The following is a 19,243-nucleotide window of genomic DNA, read 5'->3' as shown; positions in this document are numbered from 1 at the left end:
CGTCGACGCTGAGCCGCCAGCGGTGCTTGACCGCGACGTACTCCGAGGCCAAGGCCTACTTCTGCTTCCAGGGCACACGACCCGCACCCCCGTCGGCACTCCCCCGTGGGCCGTCGCCCGCGCGCTGCCCCGCGGCCCCCACGGGGTGCGCCGCGCCCGCGGCCGATTCGAGGACCTGCTGCGCGCGGTCGGCCACGGCCCGGCCGCGCTCTACGTGGGCGACCGGTGGCTGCCGCGCCACGTGCTGCTCGCGGTGGGACGCGACGGCGACGGGCCCGCGGCCCGCCTGGGGGTCTACGACCCCGGGTCCGGCACGGTGCGCACCCTGACCCGCGACGCCTACGCCGACGGCGCACTCCCCCTCGGCCGCTGGCGGCGACCCTGGTTCGCGGTGCTGCCGACGCGGTCGGCTCAGGCCTCGGCGGCCAGCGCGGCGTAACCGGGCTTGACCACGCCGTCGATGATCGCGAGGCGCTCGTCGAAGGGCAGGAAGGCCGACTTCATCGCGTTGACGGTGAACCACTGCAGGTCGTCGAGCCCGTAGCCGAAGGCGTCGACCAGCGAGGCCATCTCCGCGGTCATCGACGTGCGGCTCATCAGCCGGTTGTCGGTGTTGACGGTGACCCGGAAGCGCAGGTCGGTGAGCAGCTTGATCGGGTGCTCGGCGATCGAGGCCGCCGCGCCGGTCTGCACGTTGGAGGCCGGGCACATCTCCAGCGGGATCCGCTGGTCGCGCACGTAGGAGGCCAGCCGGCCCAGGGTGACCGAGCCGTCGTCGGCGACGGCGATGTCGTCGACGATGCGCACGCCGTGGCCGAGCCGGTCGGCGCCGCACCACTGGATCGCCTCCCAGATCGACGGCAGCCCGAAGGCCTCGCCGGCGTGGATGGTGAAGTGGGCGTTCTCGCGCTGGAGGTACTCGAAGGCGTCGAGGTGGCGGGTGGGAGGGAAGCCCGCCTCGGCCCCGGCGATGTCGAAGCCGGCGACACCGCGGTCGCGCCAGGCGATGGCGAGCTCGGCGATCTCCATCGACCGGGCCTGGTGGCGCATCGCGGTGAGCAGCTGGCGCACGACGATGCGCCCGCCGGTGGCGGCGACACCCTGCGCGAAGCCCTCGGCCACCGCCGCGACGACCTCGTCGAGGGTGAGCCCGGCGTCGACGTGCTGCTCGGGGGCGTAGCGGACCTCGGCGTAGACCACGCCGTCGGCGGCCAGGTCCTCGACGCACTCCCGCGCGACCCGGGTGATCGCGGGGCCGTGCTGCATGACCGCGACCGTGTGGTCGAAGGTCTCGAGGTAGCGCACCAGCGACCCGGAGTCGGCCGACTCGGCGAACCACGCCCCGAGCGCCTCCGCGGAGTCGGCGGGCAGCGCGTGGCCGACCTCGGCGGCCAGCTCGAGGATGGTCTGGGGGCGCAGACCACCGTCGAGGTGGTCGTGCAGCAGCACCTTGGGCGCGCGCCGCACCTGGTCGTGGGTGGGCGTGGGGCGGGCGGTCGGTGCGGTCGGTGCGGTCACCCCCCGATCCTCCCGCACCGCCACCCGCGACCGGAGCGCCGGGTGGCGCGCTAGGGTCCCCAGACGGTGTCCGGTCGCGGCCGGCGCCACGACCGCCACCCGCCACGAGAGGCCCCCCATGCGCACCTTCAGCACCTTCGACGAGCTCTCCGCCGCCGCCGGCGAGGAGCTCGGCACCAGCGACTGGGTCGAGATCGACCAGGCGCGCGTCGACACCTTCGCCGACGCCACCGGCGACCACCAGTGGATCCACGTCGACGTCGAGCGCTCGGCCGAGGGCCCCTTCGGCGGCACCATCGCCCACGGCTACCTCACGCTCTCGCTGATCCCGTGGCTCGGGTCCTCGGTCTTCGCCCTCGAGACCCCCGGGGCCAAGCTCAACTACGGCGTCAACAAGGTCCGCTTCCCGAACCCGCTCCGCGTGGGCAAGCGGGTGCGCCTGACGGTCACCATGGGCGAGGTCACCGACCTCCCGGCCGGCAAGCAGATCACGCTGCGCCACGTCGTCGAGATCGAGGACGAGCCCAAGCCGGCCTGCGTGGCCGAGACCGTCGTCCTCCTGCTCGAGGGCTGAGCCCGCGCGGCGGCGCTCAGGCGCTGCCGTACGGCGTGAGCAGCTGGTCGACCGGGGCGAAGGCGTCGGTGAGCACGTCGGCGTCGCCGGTGAAGGCGTCGAGGTCGGCGTCGGCGCGCACCTCCCACCCCAGGTCGCGGAGCTCCAGGCCCGCCGCCAGCGCCGCGAGGTCGAGGGGCCGGTCGGAGCCGACGACCACGACGTTGCCGCCCGCGGTGCCCGCGAAGGCCGCCGGCCGGGCGAGCACGGCGACGTGGTCGAAGACCTCCCGCAGCGTCGCCGTCTCGGCCCGCACGAAGGCCAGCGGGCCGTGGTCGATCAGGTTCATGACGTAGACGCCGTCGGACCGCAGCACACGGTGAACGTCGTCGACGGCCTCGACCGTCGTGAGGTGCCACGGCACGGAGACCCCTCCGAAGGCATCGCCCACCACGAGGTCGCGGCTGTCGTCGGCGAGCCGGTCGAGGCCCAGGCGCCCGTCCTCGACACGCACCTCGAGGTCGGGGCCGGTCTCGAGCCCGAGCCGGTCGCGGTCGACCTCGATCACCCCCGCGTCGATCTCGGAGACCACGCTCGAGGTGCCGGGCCTGACCTCGGCGAGGTAGCGCGGCAGCGTCAGCCCGCCGCCGCCGAGGTGGAAGGCCTCGAGCGCCTCGCCGGCGGGGAAGGCGGTGTCGATGACCGTGGCCGCGGCCTGCACGTACTCGAAGTCGAGGTAGGTCGGGTCGGAGAGGTCGACGTAGGAGTTGCGCACCCCGTCGAGCACCAGCACCCGTCCGTCGGGACGCTCGGGGTCGTCCTCGACGACCGCGCAGTGGTAGGTCGTCTCCACGTCGCAGCCGCCGGGGGCCACCGCGGCGCCGAGTCCCGCGGCGCCGACCAGCACGAGGGCGGCCGCGCCGGCGCGCCAGCCGCGCACGCGCCAGTCGGCCGCGACCCCCGCGAGCACGAGCAGCACGCCGAGACCCACCAGGATCGTGCTGACCGGCACCGTCGAGACCAGCACGAACCCGGTCACGACCGTGCCGGCGATGGACCCGGCGGTGCCGAGCCCGGAGAGCCGGCCCACGACCGTGCCGGTCTCGGCCAGGGTCGTCAGCCGCAGCTTGGTCACCATCGGCGTCACCGCCGCCAGCAGGGCGCCGGGCACGAGGATGGTCAGCGTCGCGGTCGGCAGCAGCAGTCCGCCCGAGTCGAGCTCGGCGGCGCTGCGCACCAGCAGGGGGGTCAGCGCCACGACCACCCCCGAGACGGCCAGCAGCGCGCCGAGGGTGCGCCGCGGGTCCACGACGTCGGCGGCGCGACCGCCCGCCCAGGAGCCGAGGGCGATCGCGGCGAGCGCGATCCCGATGACCACGGTGTTGGTCTCGAGGGTGAGCCCGAGGTAGGGCGCCAGCAGCCGCAGCGCCACCAACTCGACCACGAGCACGGCCGCCGAGGAGCCGAAGACCAGCGCGCCCGCGGCGCGCGGGCCCAGGCCCGTGGCCGGGGTGCCGGCAGGGGTGCCGGCGGGGTCGGGGGTCATCCCACGCGGTCGATGACGATCGGGCCGACGGCGACCTCGGTGCCGGCGGGCACGACGTCGTAGCCGCCCTCCAGCGAGGCCAGGGCGCGCTCGAAGCGGGCCGGCTCGTCGGTGTGCAGCGTGAGGAGCGGCTCGCCCGCGCGCACGGCGTCGCCCGGGCGCGCGTGCCACACCACCCCGGCGCCGGCCTGCACCGGGTCCTCCTTGCGGGCACGGCCCGCACCCAGGCGCCACGCGGCCATGCCCACGGCCATCGCGTCGAGGCGGCTGAGGACACCGTCGGCCGGGGCGGTGACGACGTGCTGCTCGCGGGCCACCGGCAGCGTGGCGTCGGGGTCGCCGCCCTGGGCGGCGACCATGGCCCGCCAGGCGTCCATGGCCGACCCGTCGGCGAGCCGGTCGGCGGGGTCGACGTCGGTGACGCCGGCCGCGGTGAGCATCTCGCGGGCCAGCGCGACGGTGAGCTCGACGACGTCGGCGGGTCCGCCACCGGCGAGGACCTCCACCGACTCGCCCACCTCGAGGGCGTTGCCGGCGGTCAGGCCGAGCGGGGTCGACATGTCGGTGAGCAGGGCGACCGTGCGCACGCCGGCGTCGGTGCCGAGGGCGACCATCGTCTCCGCCAGCTCGCGGGCCCGGTCGACGGACTTCATGAACGCCCCGGTGCCGACCTTGACGTCGAGCACCAGGGCGCCGGTGCCCTCGGCGATCTTCTTGCTCATGATCGAGGAGGCGATGAGCGGGATCGCCTCGACCGTGCCGGTGACGTCGCGCAGGGCGTAGAGCTTCTTGTCGGCCGGGGCGAGCCCGTCGCCGGCGGCGCAGATGACCGCGCCGACCGACTCCAGCTGGGCCATCATCTCCTCGTTCGACAGCGCCGCGCGCCAGCCGGGGATCGACTCGAGCTTGTCGAGGGTGCCGCCGGTGTGACCCAGGCCGCGACCCGAGAGCTGCGGCACCGCCACGCCGCAGGCGGCGACGAGCGGGGCGAGCGGGAGGGTGATCTTGTCGCCCACGCCACCGGTGGAGTGCTTGTCGGCCGTGGGCCGCGAGAGCGAGGAGAAGTCCATGCGCTCCCCCGACGCGATCATCGCGGCGGTCCAGCGGGCGATCTCGGCGCGGTCCATGCCGTTGAGCAGGATCGCCATCGCCAGCGCCGACATCTGCTCGTCGGCGACCTCGCCGCGGGTGTAGGCGTCGACGACCCAGTCGACCTGGCTGTCGCTGAGGCGCTGGCCGTCGCGCTTGGTCGTGATGACCTCGACCGCGTCGTGCTTGCTCACGTGGGGCTCCTTGTCGACGGCTCCGTCGCCGTCACCGTTGGGCTGGGACCGGCACCCTAGGACAGGTCGTCGGGTCCGAAGGCATCCGGCAGGACCTCGGCCATGGTGCGCAGCCCGGAGACGGTCCACAGCTGCAGCTCACGACCGCCGTTCTCGAACAGCAGCTGGCGGCAGCGGCCGCACGGCATGATGACCGCGCCGTCGCCGTTGACGCACACGAAGTGCGTCAGCCGGCCCCCGCCGGTCAGGTGCAGCTGGCCCACGAGGCCGCACTCCGCGCACAGCGTCACGCCGTACGCCGCGTTCTCGACGTTGCAGCCGGCCACGGTGCGCCCGTCGTCGACCCGCGCCGCCGCGCCCACCGCGAAGCGGGAGTAGGGGGCGTAGGCGTGCGTCGCCGCCTCGACCGCGACGGCCCGCAGGGCCGCCCAGTCGAACCCGTCCGGGGAGTCCGGGGAGTCCGGGACGTCGGGGGCGGCCACGTCAGGCCTTCACGAACGGCTCGCCGTCGGCGGCGGGTGGACGCACCCGTCCGACGAAGCCGGCCACGACGATGACGGTGGCGAGGTAGGGCAGGGCGCCGATCAGGTCGCCGGGGATCCGGTCGACCAGGCTCAGCTGGGTGCCGAGGTTGCGCATGAACCCGAAGAACACCGCGGCCAGCGCGGCCCAGACCGGGTGCCAGCGACCCATGATGACCGCGGCGAGGGCGATGAAGCCCGTGCCGGCCGACATCTCCTTGTCGAAGGCCCCCGAGCTGCCGACGGTGTAGTAGGCGCCGCCGAGCCCGGCCAGCAGGCCGCCGAGGAGCACCGCCTGCCAGCGCAGCCGGTTGACCTTGATGCCCACGGTGTCGGCGGCCTTGGGGTGCTCGCCGACCGCGCGCACCCGCAGGCCCCAGCGGGTCTGGAAGAGCAGCAGCGCGACGACCACGACCGCGGCGTAGGTGAGGTAGACCAGGATCGTCTGCTCGAAGAGCGCCTGGCCGATCACCGGGATGTCGCTGAGCACGGGCACGGCCAGCGGCTCGAGCGGGTCGGGGTTGTTGAGGCGACCGGTGCTCTCGCTGGGGATCTGGCCCAGCAGGAAGCCGGTCAGGCCGGTGGCGAAGGCGACGATGACGACGCCGAGCACGACCTGGTTGACCTGGTAGCGCAGCGCGAAGAGACCCAGGATCGCCGAGACGAGCATGCCGGCGAGCGCGCCGCCGAGCAGGCCGAAGGGCGCGCACAGCCACAGCGGGATGAAGGCCAGCGACGACAGCGCGATGCTGGCGAAGAGCGAGGCCGAGAAGGCGCCGGCGAGGAACTGGCCCTCGATGGCGATGTTGATGACGCCGGCCCGCTCGCACACCACGCCGGCCAGTGCGCCGAGCACCAGCGGGGTGGCGATGCTGATCGTGCCGGGGATCGGGTTGGAGATCGAGGCCTGGAAGCCCTCGCCCTGGTCGGCGAAGGCCCACGCCATGAAGGCGACGTAGAACGACAGACCGACCAGGACGTAGAGCAGGAGCCCGAGTCCGCCGCGGGGCACGCGGTTGAGGGCGGCGAGCACGACGCCGGCCAGGGCGAGCACCAGGGCCACCCAGTTCACCAGGGAGCCGTCGAGGGAGCGCGGCTGGCTGTCGGCCGAGCGCTGGGCCTCGAGCAGGTAGGTGACCGAGAAGCTGTCGGTGGTGAGCCGGAAGAGCAGCACCATCGCGGCGGCCAGGGCGAAGACCACCACCAGCCGCACCTGACGGCGCACGTCGGCCCGGTCGCGCACCTGCTCCTCAGGGGCCTCGCTGCGTGCGGGGGCGTCGACGACGCTCATCCTCCCCATCCCTTCGCCTCGACGCTGGAGCCCTGCCCGCGTCCCTTGATCCGGAAGATGCCGCGCACCAGGGCCGGTGCGGCGACGAACAGCACGATGAGCGCCTGGAGCACCTGCGAGAGCTCCGGGGCGATGCCGGCGGCGCCCTGCATCGACAGGCCTCCGGCCGAGAGCGCCCCGAAGAGCAGACCGGCCAGGACCGTGCCGACGGGGGTGGCCCGGCCCAGCAGGGCGACGGTGATGGCGTCGAAGCCCACGGTGCCGGCGACCTGGTCGGTCACCGAGTTCTGCTGGCCCAGCACCGTCATCGTGACCGCCAGCCCGGCCAGCACGCCGGCCAGCGTCATCGCGGTGACGTAGACGCGGGGCACGCTCATGCCGGCGGTGCGGGCGGCGTCGGGGTTGGCGCCGACGGCGCGCATCTCGAAGCCCAGCGTGCTGCGCTCCAGCAGCCACCACACGACGAGGGCGGCCAGCACGGCCAGCACGATCCCGAGGTGCAGGTTGCCGATCGCGGGGAAGGTCGCGCTGTCGTCGACCGGCGGGGAGAGCTTGTTGTCGCTGTTGGGGCGCTGGAAGGCCTCGAGACCGAGGAAGTAGAGCACCACGAAGCGGGCGACGTTGTTGAGCATGATCGTGGTGATCACCTCGTGCGCGCCGGTGCGGGCCTTGAGCAGCCCGATCACCCCGCCCCACAGCGCGCCGGCCACCAGCGCCGCGAGCAGCGCCACGAGCGCGTGCAGCCCGGTGGGCAGGTCCCAGGTGAAGCCGACGTAGCCCGCGGCGAGGCCCGCGACCAGCATCTGGCCCTGGGCGCCGATGTTGAACAGCCCGGCACGGAAGGCCAGGCTCACGCCCAGGCCGGCGCAGATGAGCGGGGCGGCGCGGTTGAGGGTGCGGGTGAGGGCGTCGGCGCCGCCGAGCGAGCCGTTGACCAGCGCGGCGTAGCCGTCGCCGACCGCCTCGCCGGCGAAGCGGAAGAAGTCCCAGGGGTAGCTGAAGAAGTACGGCAGCGAGCCCAGCACGCGCTCGGTGGAGAACACGATGAGCACCGCGCCGACCACGAGCGCGAGCACGACGGCCAGCACGCTGTCGACGACGGTCGGCACGAAGGCGGAGGCGTCGAAGCGCCGGCGCGGGGCCGCGGCGGCCTCGTGGGGGTCGACCCGGTCGGGGTCGACGACGGGCGGGGCGGCGGGGCCCTTCTGCGGGTCGCTCATGCCGCTCCTCCCCCGGTGCCGTGGGTGCCGGCGCCGGTGGCGCTGGTGGCCCCGGTCTGGTCGGTGTCCGTGGCGCCGGCCATCATCAGGCCGATCTCCTCTCGGGGGATGTCGGGGGTGACGGTGCCGACGATGCGGCCGTCGTACATGACCGCGATCCGGTCGGAGAGCGCGAAGACCTCGTCGAGCTCGGTCGACACGATGATCACCGCCGTGCCCTTGTCGCGCTCCTCGACGATGCGCTTGTGGATGAACTCGATGGAGCCGACGTCGACGCCGCGGGTGGGCTGGGAGGCGATGAGCACCTTGAGCGGGCGGGAGAACTCCCGGGCCACGACGACCTTCTGCTGGTTGCCGCCCGAGAGCGCGCTGACGGGGGTCTCCATGGTCTCGGTGCGGATGTCGAACTCCTCGATGCGCTGGCGGGCGTTGGCCTCGATGGCGCCCAGTCGCAGCGCGGGGCCGCTGGCGAACTGCTCGCTGCGGAAGAGGTCGAGCACGAGGTTCTCGCGCACGCTGAAGGAGCCGACGTAGCCGTCGTGGGAGCGGTCCTCGGGCACGTAGCCGATGCCGTCCTCCAGGCTCTGGCGCGGGCCGTGGCGGCTGATGTCGCGCCCGTCGAGCCAGATCTCGCCGGCGTCGGGGCGCACGAGCCCGAGCAGTGACTTGATCAGCTCGGTCTGCCCGTTGCCCTGCACGCCGGCGATGCCGAGCACCTCACCGGCGCGGGCGACGAAGGAGACGTCCTTGACGACCTGGTGGCCGCGGGGGTCGATGACGGTGACGTTGCGGGCCTCCAGCACCGGCTCGCCGACCGCGGCGGCGGCCTTGTCGACGACCAGCTGCACGGAGCGGCCGACCATCATCTCGGCCAGCTCGGCCTCGCTGGCGGTGGGCTCGGCGGTGCCGACGACCTTGCCGCGGCGGATCACGCTGATCCGGTCACCGACGGCGCGGACCTCGCGCAGCTTGTGGGTGATGAAGATGATCGAGGTGCCCTGGGCGCGCAGCTCGCGCATGATGCCCATGAGCTCGTCGATCTCCTGCGGGGTCAGCACCGCGGTCGGCTCATCGAGGATGAGCACCTTCGCCTCGTTGGCCAGCGCCTTGATGATCTCGACGCGCTGCTGCACGCCGACGGGGAGGTCCTCCACGAGGGCCTCGGGGTCGACGGCGAGCCGGTAGCGCTCGGAGAGCTCGCGCACCAGCCGTGAGGCGGCCTTGCGGTCGAGCACGCCGAGGCCGCGGGTGCGCTCGCGCCCGAGCATGACGTTCTCGGCGACGGTGAAGGGCGGCACGAGCATGAAGTGCTGGTGCACCATGCCGATGCCGGCGGCGATGGCGTCGGCCGGCGAGGCGAAGGCCACCGGCTCCCCGTCGACCAGGATCTCGCCCTCGGAGGGGTCGAGCAGGCCGTAGAGCATGTTCATCAGCGTGGACTTGCCGGCGCCGTTCTCGCCGAGCAGGCAGTGGATCTCACCGGGCCTGATCGTGAGGTCGATGCCGTCGTTGGCGGTGAAGGAGCCGAACCGCCTGGTCAGGCCCCTGATCTCGAGTTCCATCTACTCCCTCACGACGTACGTCGGCCGCTCCCCCGAGATGGCCGGGGGACGACCCTAGACCCGACAGGTCGGGGCGGGGTCCCCGCCCCGACCTGTCGGAGGTGCTGCTGTGCTGTGCTGGTGCTAGTGCTGTGCTGCTGGTGCCGGTCGGCCGGATCGGCCGGGGGCGGCGTGTCAGCCGACGGTGATCTCGCCGTCGATGATCTGCTGCTTGAGGTCCTCGATGGTGGCCTGGAGCTCCTCGTCGACGTCGTCGCTGAACGGGGCGAGCTTGACGCCCTCGTTCTCCAGCGTGCCGACGTAGACCTCGTTGGAGAACTCGTCCTCGGCGGAGGCGAGCACGGCGTCCTGCACGGCGACGTCCATGCCCTTCATGACCGAGGTCAGCAGCACGTCGCAGTACTCCTCGGCCGAGACGCAGCCGTCGGTGTCGACCCAGATCGCCTTGACGTCGTTGTCCTGGGCGGCCTGCAGGCCACCGAGGCCGGCGGGTCCGGCGACCGGGAAGATGACGTCGGCGCCCTGGTTGATCATCTCCGTGGCCGTCGACTGGCCGAGGTTCTTGTCCTCGAAGTCGTTGGTGAAGGAGCCCTCGGCGGACTCGGGGTCCCAGCCGATGACCTGCACGTCGGAGCCGGTGTCCTCGTTGTAGCGCTCGACGCCCTGCACGAAGCCGGTCATGAAGATGGTGACCGTGGGGATGTTCAGGCCGCCGAAGGTGCCGACGACGCCGGACTCCGAGGAGGCCGCGGCGGTGTAGCCGGCCAGGAAGGAGGGCTCGGCGGTGTTGAAGGTGAGGCCCTTGACGTTGGCCGGGGCGGTGTTGTCGCCCTTGTCGTCGGTGTAGGCGAAGTCGACGATGGAGAAGTCGACGTCCTTGTTCTTCTTCGCGGCGGCCAGGGTGGAGTCGCCGAGGAGGAAGCCGACCGTGGTGATCGAGTTGCAGCCCTGGCTGACCAGCTCGTTGATGTTGTCGTTGAACTCGGAGGGGTCGTTCGACTCGATGTCGGCCTCCTGCATCCCGTAGGCCTCGACCGCGTCGCGCAGGCCCTGGCGGGAGGTCTGGTTGAACGACTTGTCGTCGAAACCGCCCGAGTCGGAGACCATGCAGGCCTTGAAGTCGGGGAACTGCTGGCTCGGGTCGGCCGAGGCCGACTCCGAGGTGCTCTCGGACGGCGTCGACGCGGGGTCCTCGCCGGCGTCGGTCTCGCGCTCGCCGCACGCGGACAGGGACAGGGCGACCATGGTGGCCACCGCAGCGATTCGGGCCGTCTTCTTCACGGCGATCCTCCTGGGTTCGTGACTGGCACCCCGCAGCGCGGGGCACATCGCGTCACCCTAGGTGGGCCCGGACGCCTTGTGCGCCCCGCGAGCCGAATTTCGTGAGGTTGTTACCTGTCGGTGACCAAGCTGCGCACCGCGGCCTCCGCGAGCATCGTCGCGCCGACCCCGATCGCCCGCTCGTCGACCTGGAGGTTGCCCTGGTGCAGGTCGTAGGTGGGCCCGCCCGGGGTGCGCGTGCCGAGGCGCAGCATGGCGCCCGGGACGCGGTCGAGGTACCACCCGAAGTCCTCGCCGCCCAGGCTCTGCGGCGCCAGCACCTCGGCCTCGGGGCCGAGGACGTCGCGCACCGCCCCGGTGAGCACGTGGTGGGCCGAGGCCTCGTTGACCACCGGGGGCACGCCCCGCTGGTAGTCGAGGTCGGCGGTGACGCCGTAGGGCCGCACGACGTCGTGGACGACCTCGCGCACCAGCTTCTCGCAGTCGGCCCAGGCCACGGCGTCGCGGATGCGGATGGTGCCGGCCACCAGGCCGCGCCCCGGGATGACGTTGGCGGCCGAGCCGGCGTTGACGATGCCCCACACCACGCTGACCCCGGCGCGCGGGTCGAGGCGGCGGGAGAGGATCGCGGGCAGCTCGGTGACGATCTTGGCCAGGGCGAAGGTCAGGTCGCCGGTCAGGTGGGGGCGCGAGGTGTGCCCGCCGGTGCCGCGCAGCCGGATCTCCACCTTGTCGGTGGCACTGGTCAGCGCCCCGAGGCGCAGCCCGACCTGCCCCACGTCGACGGCGGGGTCGCAATGCAGGGCGAAGGCGCGCGAGAGACCGTCGAGGCGGCCCAGCTTCATCAGGTGCAGCGCTCCCCCGGGCATGACCTCCTCGGCCGGCTGGAAGAACAGCCTCACCCGTCCGGGCAGCAGCCCCGCCCGGTGCACCTCGGCCAGCGCGAGCGCGGCGCCGACCAGCGAGGTCGTGTGCACGTCGTGGCCGCAGGCGTGGGCCACGCCCGGTGTCGTGCTGGCCCAGTCGTGGCCGGTGTCCTCCTGCACGGGCAGCGCGTCGAGGTCGGCGCGCAGGCCGACCGCGGGCTCCCCGTCGTCGGGCCCGAGCTCGGCGACCAGGCCGGTCTGCGGCAGCAGCTCGACCTCCCAGCCGGCGGCCGCGACCCGCGCCGCGACGACCTCCGTCGTGCGCGTCTCGGCCCACGACAGCTCGGGGTGGGCGTGCAGGTCGCGGCGCAGGGCGACGAGCGCGTCACTGTGGGCGGCGACGGAGGCGGCGATCACCGCTGACGCGGTCGTGGGAGCAGTGGGGCCGTCGGAGGACATCGGGTGCAGGCTAGTTCACCGGGCGTCGGCGCCCGGCGGGTGTCCGCCCGACCCGTGCCGGTCGTCGTGCCGGTCGTCGCGGTCGCCGTCGTACGCCGCGAGCAGCCGGTCGGCGGCCACGGTGGCGGGCAGCTCGCCCGCGAGCACCTGGGCGCGGACCTCGGCGCGGAGGGCGCGCACGCCGGGCGAGAGCCGCAGCCGCTGGTCGAGCTCGTCGCGCACCATCGCCCAGGTGAAGTCGAGCTGCTGCTCGGCGCGCTTGGCCGCCAGCCCCGCCTCGCCGAGGTGCGCGCGGTGGCCCAGCACCCGCTCCCACAGGTCGTCGACGCCGGTGCCCTCCAGCGCCGAGCAGGTCACCACCGGTGGGGCCCACTCCCCCGCGCCGCGCACCATGCGCAGCGCGCCGGCGAGGTCGCGGGCGGCGGCGCGGGCCTCCTGCTCGCGGTCGCCGTCGGCCTTGTTGACCGCGATGACGTCGGCGATCTCGAGGATCCCCTTCTTGATGCCCTGGAGCTGGTCGCCGGTGCGGGCGAGGGTGAGGAAGAGGAACGTGTCGACCATGCCGGCCACGGTGACCTCCGACTGCCCCACGCCGACGGTCTCGACCAGCACCACGTCGTGGCCGGCGGCCTCCAGCACCGCCATGGCCTGCACCGTGGCCTGGGCGACGCCGCCGAGGGTGCCCGCCGAGGGCGAGGGCCGGATGAAGGCGGCCGGGTCGGTGGCCAGGCGCCCCATCCGGGTCTTGTCGCCGAGCACCGAGCCGCCCGTGCGCACCGAGGACGGGTCGACGGCGAGCACGCCGACGCGGTGGCCGGCGGCGGTCAGCCGGGTGCCGAGCGCCTCGATGAAGGTCGACTTGCCGACGCCGGGCACCCCGGAGACGCCCACCCGCACCACGCCCGCCGCGGCGCCGCCCGCCGGGCCGCCGGAGCCCCCGGCCAGCGCGGTCAGCAGCTCGCGCGCCTGGCGGCGGTGCTGCGGGCGCGAGCTCTCGACCAGCGTGATCGCCTGCGACACCGCGGCGCGCCGCTGGGCGCGGACGCCCTCGACGAGGGCTTCGACGTCGACGGGCACGGGGCCCGGCCTCAGTGGCCCAGCTGCTCGCGCAGCCGGGCCAGCAGGTCGAGGGCCGACTCGGCGATGACGGTGCCGGGCAGGAAGACCGCGGCCGCGCCCATCTCCTGCAGCGTGGGCACGTCGTCGGGCGGGATCACGCCCCCGATCACCACCATGATGTCGGGCCGGCCCTGCTCGGCCAGCGCCTCGCGCAGCGCCGGGAGCAGGGTGAGGTGGCCGGCGGCCAGCGAGCTGACGCCGACGATGTGCACGTCGGCGTCCACGGCCTGCTGGGCGACCTCCTCGGGCGTGGAGAACAGCGGCCCCACGTCGACGTCGAAGCCCATGTCGGCGAAGGCCGAGACGATCACCTTCTGGCCGCGGTCGTGACCGTCCTGGCCCATCTTGGCCACCAGGATGCGCGGGCGGCGACCCTCGGCCTCCTCGAAGTCGGCGGTGGCGTCGAGCACCTGCTGCACCTTGCCGGCGCCCGGCCCGTCGCCGCTGCCCGACTCGTCCCTGAACACGCCGGAGATCGTACGGATGACCGCCTGGTGGCGCCCGTAGACCTTCTCCAGCGCGTCGGAGATCTCCCCGACGGTGGCCTTCGCGCGCGCGGCGTCGACGGCCAGCGCGAGCAGGTTGCCGTCGAGGGAGCCGTCGGTGGCCGGGCCCTGCTCGGCCGAGCGGGTCAGCGCCGCGAGGGTGCGCTCGACCTCCCGGTCGTCGCGCTCGGCGCGCAGCCGCTCGAGCTTGGCGATCTGCTGGCGGTAGACGTCGTCGTTGTCGACGCGCAGCACGTCGAGCCTGTCCTCCGCGGCCAGGCGGTAGGTGTTGACGCCGATGACCTTCTGCGCCCCGGAGTCGATGCGCGCCTGCGTGCGGGCGGCCGCCTCCTCGATGCGCATCTTGGGGATGCCCTGCTCGATGGCCTTCGCCATGCCCCCGGCGCGCTCGGCCTCCTGGATGTGGGCCCACGCCTTCTCGGCCAGGTCGTGGGTGAGCCGCTCGATGTAGTAGGAGCCCGCCCAGGGGTCGATCGTGCCCGTCGTACCGCTCTCCTGCTGCAGCAGCAGCTGGGTGTTGCGCGCGATGCGGGCCGAGAAGTCGGTGGGCAGCGCGATCGCCTCGTCGAGGGCGTTGGTGTGCAGCGATTGGGTGTGGCCCTGGGTGGCGGCCATCGCCTCGATGCAGGTGCGCTGGACGTTGTTGAAGACGTCCTGGGCGGTGAGCGACCAGCCGCTGGTCTGGCTGTGGGTGCGCAGGCTGAGCGACTTGGGGTTCTGCGGGTCGAACTGCCGCACCAGCCGCGCCCACAGGGCGCGGGCCGCGCGCAGCTTGGCCACCTCCATCGAGAAGTTCATCCCGATGGCCCAGAAGAACGACAGCCGCGGCGCGAACTGGTCGATGGTCATGCCGGTGCCGAGCCCGGCGCGGATGTACTCGACGCCGTCGGCGAGGGTGTAGGCCAGCTCGAGGTCGGCGGTCGCCCCGGCCTCCTGGATGTGGTAGCCGGAGATCGAGATCGAGTTGAAGCGCGGCATGCGCGCCGAGGTGTAGCTGAAGATGTCGGAGATGATCCGCATCGAGGGTGCCGGCGGGTAGATGTAGGTGTTGCGGACCATGAACTCCTTGAGGATGTCGTTCTGGATGGTCCCCGCGAGCTGCTCCGGCGCCACCCCCTGCTCCTCGGCGGCGGCGATGTAGAGCGCCAGCACGGGCAGGACGGCGCCGTTCATGGTCATCGACACCGACATCTCGTCGAGCGGGATGCCGTCGAAGAGGGTGCGGGTGTCGTAGATGGAGTCGATGGCCACGCCCGCCATGCCCACGTCGCCGCGCACGCGCGGGTGGTCGGAGTCGTAGCCGCGGTGGGTGGCCAGGTCGAAGGCGACGGAGAGGCCCTTCTGGCCGGCCGCCAGGTTGCGCCGGTAGAACGCGTTGGACTCCTCGGCGGTCGAGAAGCCGGCGTACTGGCGCACGGTCCAGGGCTGGGTGGTGTACATCGTCGGGTAGGGCCCGCGCAGGAACGGGCTCAGCCCGGGGTAGGTGTCGAGGGCGTCGAGGCCCTCGAGGTCGGCCTCGGTGTACTGCGACCGGATCTCGATGCCCTCGGGCGCGGTCCAGGGCCGCGCCTCGGGCCGCGGCGCGCTCGTGGTGCCGCGGGCCTCGAGCGGCAGGCCGGCGAAGCTCTTCGGGACGGTCATGCGAGGTGCTCCCTCGTGCGGGTCAGGAAGGACAGGGCGTCGACACCGAGCGCGCAGGCGTCGTCGGTGCCGTCGAGGGGCTTGCCGGCCACCACGACGTGGCGCGCGCCGGCCTCGCGCAGGGCGCGGGCCGCGGCGGTGCCCCAGGCGGCGTAGGTCGCGTCGCTGCCGGCGAGCACCGCCACCCGCTGCCCGTCGTACGCCGAGAGCAGCGCATCGACGTCGGCGGTGGCCCCGGCGACGTCGACGCCGACACCGCCCGCGGCGAGCAGGTTGGTGGCGAAGGTCGCCCGCGCGGTGTGCGAGGCCACCGACCCGAGGGTCGCCAGGAAGGCCCGGGCCGTCGGCGGGTCGTCGCGCAGCGCCTCGAAGGCCGCGCCGTAGGGGCGCACGCCGACCCAGCCCGACGCGGAGTCGGGGGTGACCGGCTCGCGCTCGGGCAGGACCTCGTCGACCTGGGGGAACTCGGTGAGCCCGGTGAGGGGTCGCCGGCGGCGGGCGACCTCGTCGTCGCGGCGCTCGACGGTCCGTGCCACGCGGGCCAGCAGCGAGCCGTCGGCCAGGGCGGCCGCCGCGCCGCCGACCTCCTCGGTGCGGCCGAGCTCGGCCCAGCCGGCGACGGCGAGGTCGTCGGTGAGCTTCTCCACGGCGTAGGAGCCGCCGGCGGGGTCGGCGACGTGGGCGACGTGGGCCTCGTCGACGAGCAGCGCGGAGGTGTTGCGGGCGATCCGGCGGCCCAGCGCCTCGGGGCGGCCCAACGGGCTGTCGAAGGGCAGCACGGTGACGGCCTCGGCCCCGCCGACGCCCGCGGCGAACGCCGCCACCGTGGTGCGCAGCATGTTCACGTAGGGGTCGTAGCGGCTCATCATCGGCCGGCTGGTCACGACGTGCTGGCGCTGGGCCAGCCGCACCCGCTCCTCGTCGGTGACGCCGCTGAGCTCCAGCACCCGCGCCCAGAGCCGGCGGGCCGCGCGCAGCTTGGCGATGGTGGCGAACTGGTCGTCGGTGGCGGCGTAGCGCACCTCGAGCAGGCCGGCGGCCTCGGCGACGGTGAGGCCCGCCCCGGTGAGGGCCCGCAGGTAGGCCGCGGCCACGGCCATCGACCAGCCGAGCTCCTGGGCGTCGGAGGCGCCGCGGTCGTGGACGGCGGTGGCGTCGACGACCACGCCGAGCAGCCCGCGCTCGTGGGCGGCACGGGCCACGGCGACCAGGGGGGCGAGGTCCACCTCGCCGGCTGGGCCGGCGCCCGGGCCGGTGCCGTGGCGCAGGGCCGCGCCGAGGGGGTCGGCGCCGAGGTTGGTGCCCACGGCGAGGTCGCGCTCGCCGGCGTGGGCGAGGAAGCCCTCGGCCAGCGCCTGCTGCGCCGCCGCGTCGCCGCGGGCCTCCAGCACGACGGGCGCGAGGTCGAGCAGCACGCCGTCGAGGGCGGTGGCGAGATCGGCGTCGGGCGCCGCGCACAGCCACAGCGAGGTCACGCCTCCCTCGAGGTCGACCAGGAGGGTCTCGTTGGCCGCCCTGGCGTCGGCGCCGGCGGGCAGGTCGAGGTGGGCGCGCACGTCCCAGTCCCCGGCGCGCTGCGGGCGGCCCTCGGTCCGGAGCCCCTCGAGCAGGTCGGAGGTGCCGAGCGGGGTGACCGCGATGTCGTCGAGGGTGGTGCGGGTCAGCCGCTCCCACACGAGCGCGTCGGGGTCGTCCTCGCCGAGGCGACGCGCCTTGCGCAGCACGCCGGCCGCGGCCCTCTCCCAGTCGGCGCGGTCCCACCGGTCGCCGGCGTCGGCCAGGTCGAGCGCGCCCTGCTCGGGCTCGAGCTCCGCGGGCTCCTCGAGACCGCCTTCGACTTCAGTCATGGCGGCACCCTAGGGACGCGACGTGACGGCGGCCACCGAGTGTGACCTTTTCGACCCCGACCCGTCCCCGGGGCGGTGTTCACCGTCAGGCCGCGCGCCCGTCGCGGTGCCGTCGTCCGGCGGGCCCACCGTGGGCGCATGCGGATCGCCGTGGTCTCCGAGTCCTTCCTGCCCGCCGTCGACGGCACCACCACGACGGTCAGGGCGGTGGTCGACCGTCTGGTCGACCGTGGCCACCAGGTGGTGGTGGTCGCGAGCGGGCCGGGGCTCACCACCTACCGCGGCGCCCGGGTCGTGCGCATCAGCGCGCTGACCAGGCCGGGCGGCCAGGTCCGGGCCGCCCTCGACGCGTTCGCGCCCGACGTCGTGCAGGTCACGGGGCCGGGCACGATCGGCCGCAAGGCGCTCAAGCACACCCACCGCACCGGCGTGCCCTCCCTGGTCGTGCAGCAGGCCCCGCCGCGCGACCTGACCTGGGAGCGCTGGCGCAGCACGGTCGCCGAGCGCACCGACCACCTCGTCGTCACCGCCCCCTGGCTGGCCGACCGCTTCTCCTCCCTCGGCGTCGCCGCCGGCACGTGGCTGCCGGGGGTCGACGCCCGCGCCTACACCCCGGCCCTGCGCGACCCGTGGCTGCACGACCACTGGGCGCGGGCGCGCTCGGCCCGCGGTCCCCTGGTGGTGGTCGGCTACGTCGGCAGCCTGCACAAGCGCCACGGGGTGCGGCGGCTGGCCGAGCTGGCCGACGTGCCGGGCATCCGCCCCGTCGTCATCGGCACCGGGCCGCAGGAGGACTGGCTGCGCGAGCGACTGCCCGCGGCCAAGGTCACCGGCGCGCTGTCGACCGGCGACCTCACCGTGGCGCTGGCCTCCCTCGACGTCCTGGTGCACCCCGGCGAGGAGGAGACCTGCTGCCACGCGCTGCGCGAGGGCGCCGCGAGCGCGCTGCCCCTGGTGGCGCCGCGCAGCGGGGGCGCCCGCGACCTCGTGCTGCCGCTGGAGACCGGCCTGCTCTACGACCCCGACCGTCCCGGGGCCCTGGCCCGCGCGGTGGCGGCGGTGGCCGCCGACCCGCGGCGCGCCCTGCTCGGTCACCGGGGCCGCGAGCTCGCGCTCGACCGCTCGTGGACCGACGCCGCCGACGAGCTCCTCGGCCACCTGGACCGCCTGGCCCGGGGTCACGCGGGCGCCCGCCCCGCGCACGGGGTCTGAACCGGCCCTGAGCGGCGCCTGAGCCGGTCCTGAGCGGCGGCGAGTCCCGTCGACGGGGGATATGTCACACGCCACGATGGAACTCACCCCCCAGATGGGGGGTAGCGTTTGTGACGTGGCAACCCCGACTCTCGTCAGAGGAGCGCGCGCTTCGCGCTCGACGATCACGCTGAAGATCCTGATGGCCGCCAGCGGGCTGGTGTTCATCGGATTCGTCCTCGCGCACATGTACGGCAACCTCAAGGCCTTCGGTGGCGAGGAGTCGTTCAACGAGTACGCCGAGCACCTGCGCACCATCGGGGAGCCCCTGCTCCCCGAGAGCGGCCTGCTGTGGATCCTGCGTCTCGGCCTCATCGCGGCGCTCGTGGTCCACGTGGCCTCGGCGTTCGCGCTGTGGAAGCGCGCCAGCGACGCCCGGCCGGTGAAGTACCAGGTCGCCAAGCGCCGCAACTCCTCGCTGTCCTCGCGGACCATGCGGTGGGGCGGCCTGACGATCCTGGCGTTCCTCGTGTGGCACCTGCTGAACTTCTCGATCGTCAAGATCAACCCGGCCGGCGGGGAGACCAACAACCCCTACCAGCTGATGGTCGACACCTTCGACCTGTGGTGGATGACGCTCATCTACCTGGTCGCGATGGCCGCGCTGGCGATGCACCTGCACCACGGCACCTTCAGCGCGATGCAGACCCTCGGCTTCACCCAGACCGTCGCCGCCCGCTCCCGGGCACGCCTGGCCGGCTGGGTCGTCGCCGTGGTCGTCGCCGGCGGATTCTCGCTGGTCCCCCTGTTCACCCTCTTCGGCGTCATCGAGTAAAGGG

At 73.8% G+C, this 19,243-nt stretch carries 16 protein-coding genes; 4 read left to right on the top strand and 12 right to left on the bottom strand.

What is annotated here, in order from left to right; all coding sequences use genetic code 11:
• Nucleotides 1–145: 145 nt before the first annotated feature.
• Entirely contained in the window at nt 146–439 is a 294-nt protein-coding gene (locus LPA27_RS05430; RefSeq protein WP_228941774.1) for a hypothetical protein, read from the top strand.
• Here the strand turns inward: LPA27_RS05430 and LPA27_RS05425 are convergent.
• A complete protein-coding gene (locus LPA27_RS05425) occupies nt 412–1,518 on the bottom strand; it encodes an adenosine deaminase (RefSeq protein WP_056863876.1) in 1,107 nt (368 codons plus the stop codon). The two genes, LPA27_RS05430 and LPA27_RS05425, sit on opposite strands and share 28 nt — an antisense overlap.
• 118 nt (nt 1,519–1,636) lie before the next feature.
• Here LPA27_RS05425 and LPA27_RS05420 point away from each other — a divergent pair, with 118 nt between their 5' ends.
• Nucleotides 1,637–2,092 carry a MaoC family dehydratase gene (locus LPA27_RS05420; protein WP_056863875.1) on the top strand — a complete coding sequence of 152 codons (456 nt, stop codon included), beginning with the start codon at nt 1,637–1,639 and terminating at the stop codon, nt 2,090–2,092.
• Nucleotides 2,093–2,108: 16 nt separating this feature from the next.
• Here LPA27_RS05420 and LPA27_RS05415 read toward each other — a convergent pair whose 3' ends face one another.
• The 11 genes from LPA27_RS05415 to LPA27_RS05365 form a co-directional block, all read right to left on the bottom strand.
• Nucleotides 2,109–3,617 carry a fused MFS/spermidine synthase gene (locus tag LPA27_RS05415; RefSeq protein WP_228941773.1) on the bottom strand — a complete coding sequence of 503 codons (1,509 nt, stop codon included), beginning with the start codon at nt 3,615–3,617 and terminating at the stop codon, nt 2,109–2,111.
• Nucleotides 3,614–4,900 (bottom strand): thymidine phosphorylase, encoded by a 1,287-nt coding sequence (locus LPA27_RS05410; protein ID WP_056903694.1) that lies wholly within the window; start codon nt 4,898–4,900, stop codon nt 3,614–3,616. Before LPA27_RS05410 ends, LPA27_RS05415 begins: the two co-directional genes overlap by 4 nt.
• 56 nt (nt 4,901–4,956) lie before the next feature.
• The gene (locus LPA27_RS05405; protein WP_056863872.1) at nt 4,957–5,382 is read right to left on the bottom strand and encodes a cytidine deaminase; all 426 of its coding nucleotides are present in this window, start codon (nt 5,380–5,382) and stop codon (nt 4,957–4,959) included.
• A gap of 1 nt (nt 5,383) precedes the next feature.
• Nucleotides 5,384–6,712: an ABC transporter permease gene (locus LPA27_RS05400; protein WP_228941772.1), complete on the bottom strand. Its 1,329-nt coding sequence runs from the start codon at nt 6,710–6,712 to the stop codon at nt 5,384–5,386.
• A complete protein-coding gene (locus LPA27_RS05395; RefSeq protein WP_228941771.1) occupies nt 6,709–7,932 on the bottom strand; it encodes an ABC transporter permease in 1,224 nt (407 codons plus the stop codon). Before LPA27_RS05395 ends, LPA27_RS05400 begins: the two co-directional genes overlap by 4 nt.
• Nucleotides 7,929–9,494 carry an ABC transporter ATP-binding protein gene (locus LPA27_RS05390; RefSeq protein ID WP_228941770.1) on the bottom strand — a complete coding sequence of 522 codons (1,566 nt, stop codon included), beginning with the start codon at nt 9,492–9,494 and terminating at the stop codon, nt 7,929–7,931. Before LPA27_RS05390 ends, LPA27_RS05395 begins: the two co-directional genes overlap by 4 nt.
• Nucleotides 9,495–9,668: 174 nt before the next feature.
• Nucleotides 9,669–10,775 carry a BMP family lipoprotein gene (locus LPA27_RS05385; protein WP_056903692.1) on the bottom strand — a complete coding sequence of 369 codons (1,107 nt, stop codon included), beginning with the start codon at nt 10,773–10,775 and terminating at the stop codon, nt 9,669–9,671.
• A gap of 110 nt (nt 10,776–10,885) precedes the next feature.
• Nucleotides 10,886–12,100, bottom strand: coding sequence for an amidohydrolase (locus LPA27_RS05380; protein WP_228941769.1), 1,215 nt, complete (start codon nt 12,098–12,100; stop codon nt 10,886–10,888).
• 15 nt (nt 12,101–12,115) lie between these two features.
• Entirely contained in the window at nt 12,116–13,177 is a 1,062-nt protein-coding gene (meaB, locus tag LPA27_RS05375; RefSeq protein ID WP_228941768.1) for a methylmalonyl Co-A mutase-associated GTPase MeaB, read from the bottom strand.
• 11 nt (nt 13,178–13,188) lie between these two features.
• Nucleotides 13,189–15,366 carry a methylmalonyl-CoA mutase gene (gene scpA, locus LPA27_RS05370; RefSeq protein WP_228941767.1) on the bottom strand — a complete coding sequence of 726 codons (2,178 nt, stop codon included), beginning with the start codon at nt 15,364–15,366 and terminating at the stop codon, nt 13,189–13,191.
• On the bottom strand, nt 15,363–17,213 hold the full coding sequence (locus LPA27_RS05365; RefSeq protein WP_228941766.1) for a methylmalonyl-CoA mutase family protein: 1,851 nt from the start codon (nt 17,211–17,213) through the stop codon (nt 15,363–15,365). The genes scpA and LPA27_RS05365 overlap by 4 nt, the downstream gene beginning before the upstream one ends.
• A gap of 138 nt (nt 17,214–17,351) precedes the next feature.
• Between LPA27_RS05365 and LPA27_RS05360 the strand changes: the two genes are divergently transcribed.
• Both LPA27_RS05360 and LPA27_RS05355 read left to right on the top strand, forming a co-directional pair.
• Nucleotides 17,352–18,425, top strand: a complete 1,074-nt coding sequence (locus tag LPA27_RS05360; RefSeq protein WP_228941765.1) for a glycosyltransferase — start codon at nt 17,352–17,354, stop codon at nt 18,423–18,425.
• 115 nt (nt 18,426–18,540) lie between these two features.
• Nucleotides 18,541–19,239 (top strand): succinate dehydrogenase cytochrome b subunit, encoded by a 699-nt coding sequence (locus LPA27_RS05355; protein WP_056863863.1) that lies wholly within the window; start codon nt 18,541–18,543, stop codon nt 19,237–19,239.
• Nucleotides 19,240–19,243: the final 4 nt, after the last annotated feature.

Origin of the sequence: Nocardioides sp. Leaf374, assembly GCF_916862475.1 — a bacterium.
GTDB classification, from domain to species: Bacteria; Actinomycetota; Actinomycetes; order Propionibacteriales; family Nocardioidaceae; genus Nocardioides; species Nocardioides kribbensis.
Note: the sequence above shows the minus strand (reverse complement) of the source record. Positions and strands in the feature narration are given on the sequence as shown.

Coding starts and splice junctions, on each gene's coding strand:
- LPA27_RS05420 (WP_056863875.1), top strand. CDS start 1,637: ATGCGCACCTTCAGCACCTTCGACGAGCTCTCCGCCGCCGCCGGCGAG.
- LPA27_RS05415 (WP_228941773.1), bottom strand. CDS start 3,617: ATGACCCCCGACCCCGCCGGCACCCCTGCCGGCACCCCGGCCACGGGC.
- LPA27_RS05400 (WP_228941772.1), bottom strand. CDS start 6,712: ATGAGCGTCGTCGACGCCCCCGCACGCAGCGAGGCCCCTGAGGAGCAG.
- LPA27_RS05395 (WP_228941771.1), bottom strand. CDS start 7,932: ATGAGCGACCCGCAGAAGGGCCCCGCCGCCCCGCCCGTCGTCGACCCC.
- LPA27_RS05390 (WP_228941770.1), bottom strand. CDS start 9,494: ATGGAACTCGAGATCAGGGGCCTGACCAGGCGGTTCGGCTCCTTCACC.
- LPA27_RS05380 (WP_228941769.1), bottom strand. CDS start 12,100: ATGTCCTCCGACGGCCCCACTGCTCCCACGACCGCGTCAGCGGTGATC.
- scpA (WP_228941767.1), bottom strand. CDS start 15,366: ATGACCGTCCCGAAGAGCTTCGCCGGCCTGCCGCTCGAGGCCCGCGGC.
- LPA27_RS05365 (WP_228941766.1), bottom strand. CDS start 17,213: ATGACTGAAGTCGAAGGCGGTCTCGAGGAGCCCGCGGAGCTCGAGCCC.
- LPA27_RS05360 (WP_228941765.1), top strand. CDS start 17,352: ATGCGGATCGCCGTGGTCTCCGAGTCCTTCCTGCCCGCCGTCGACGGC.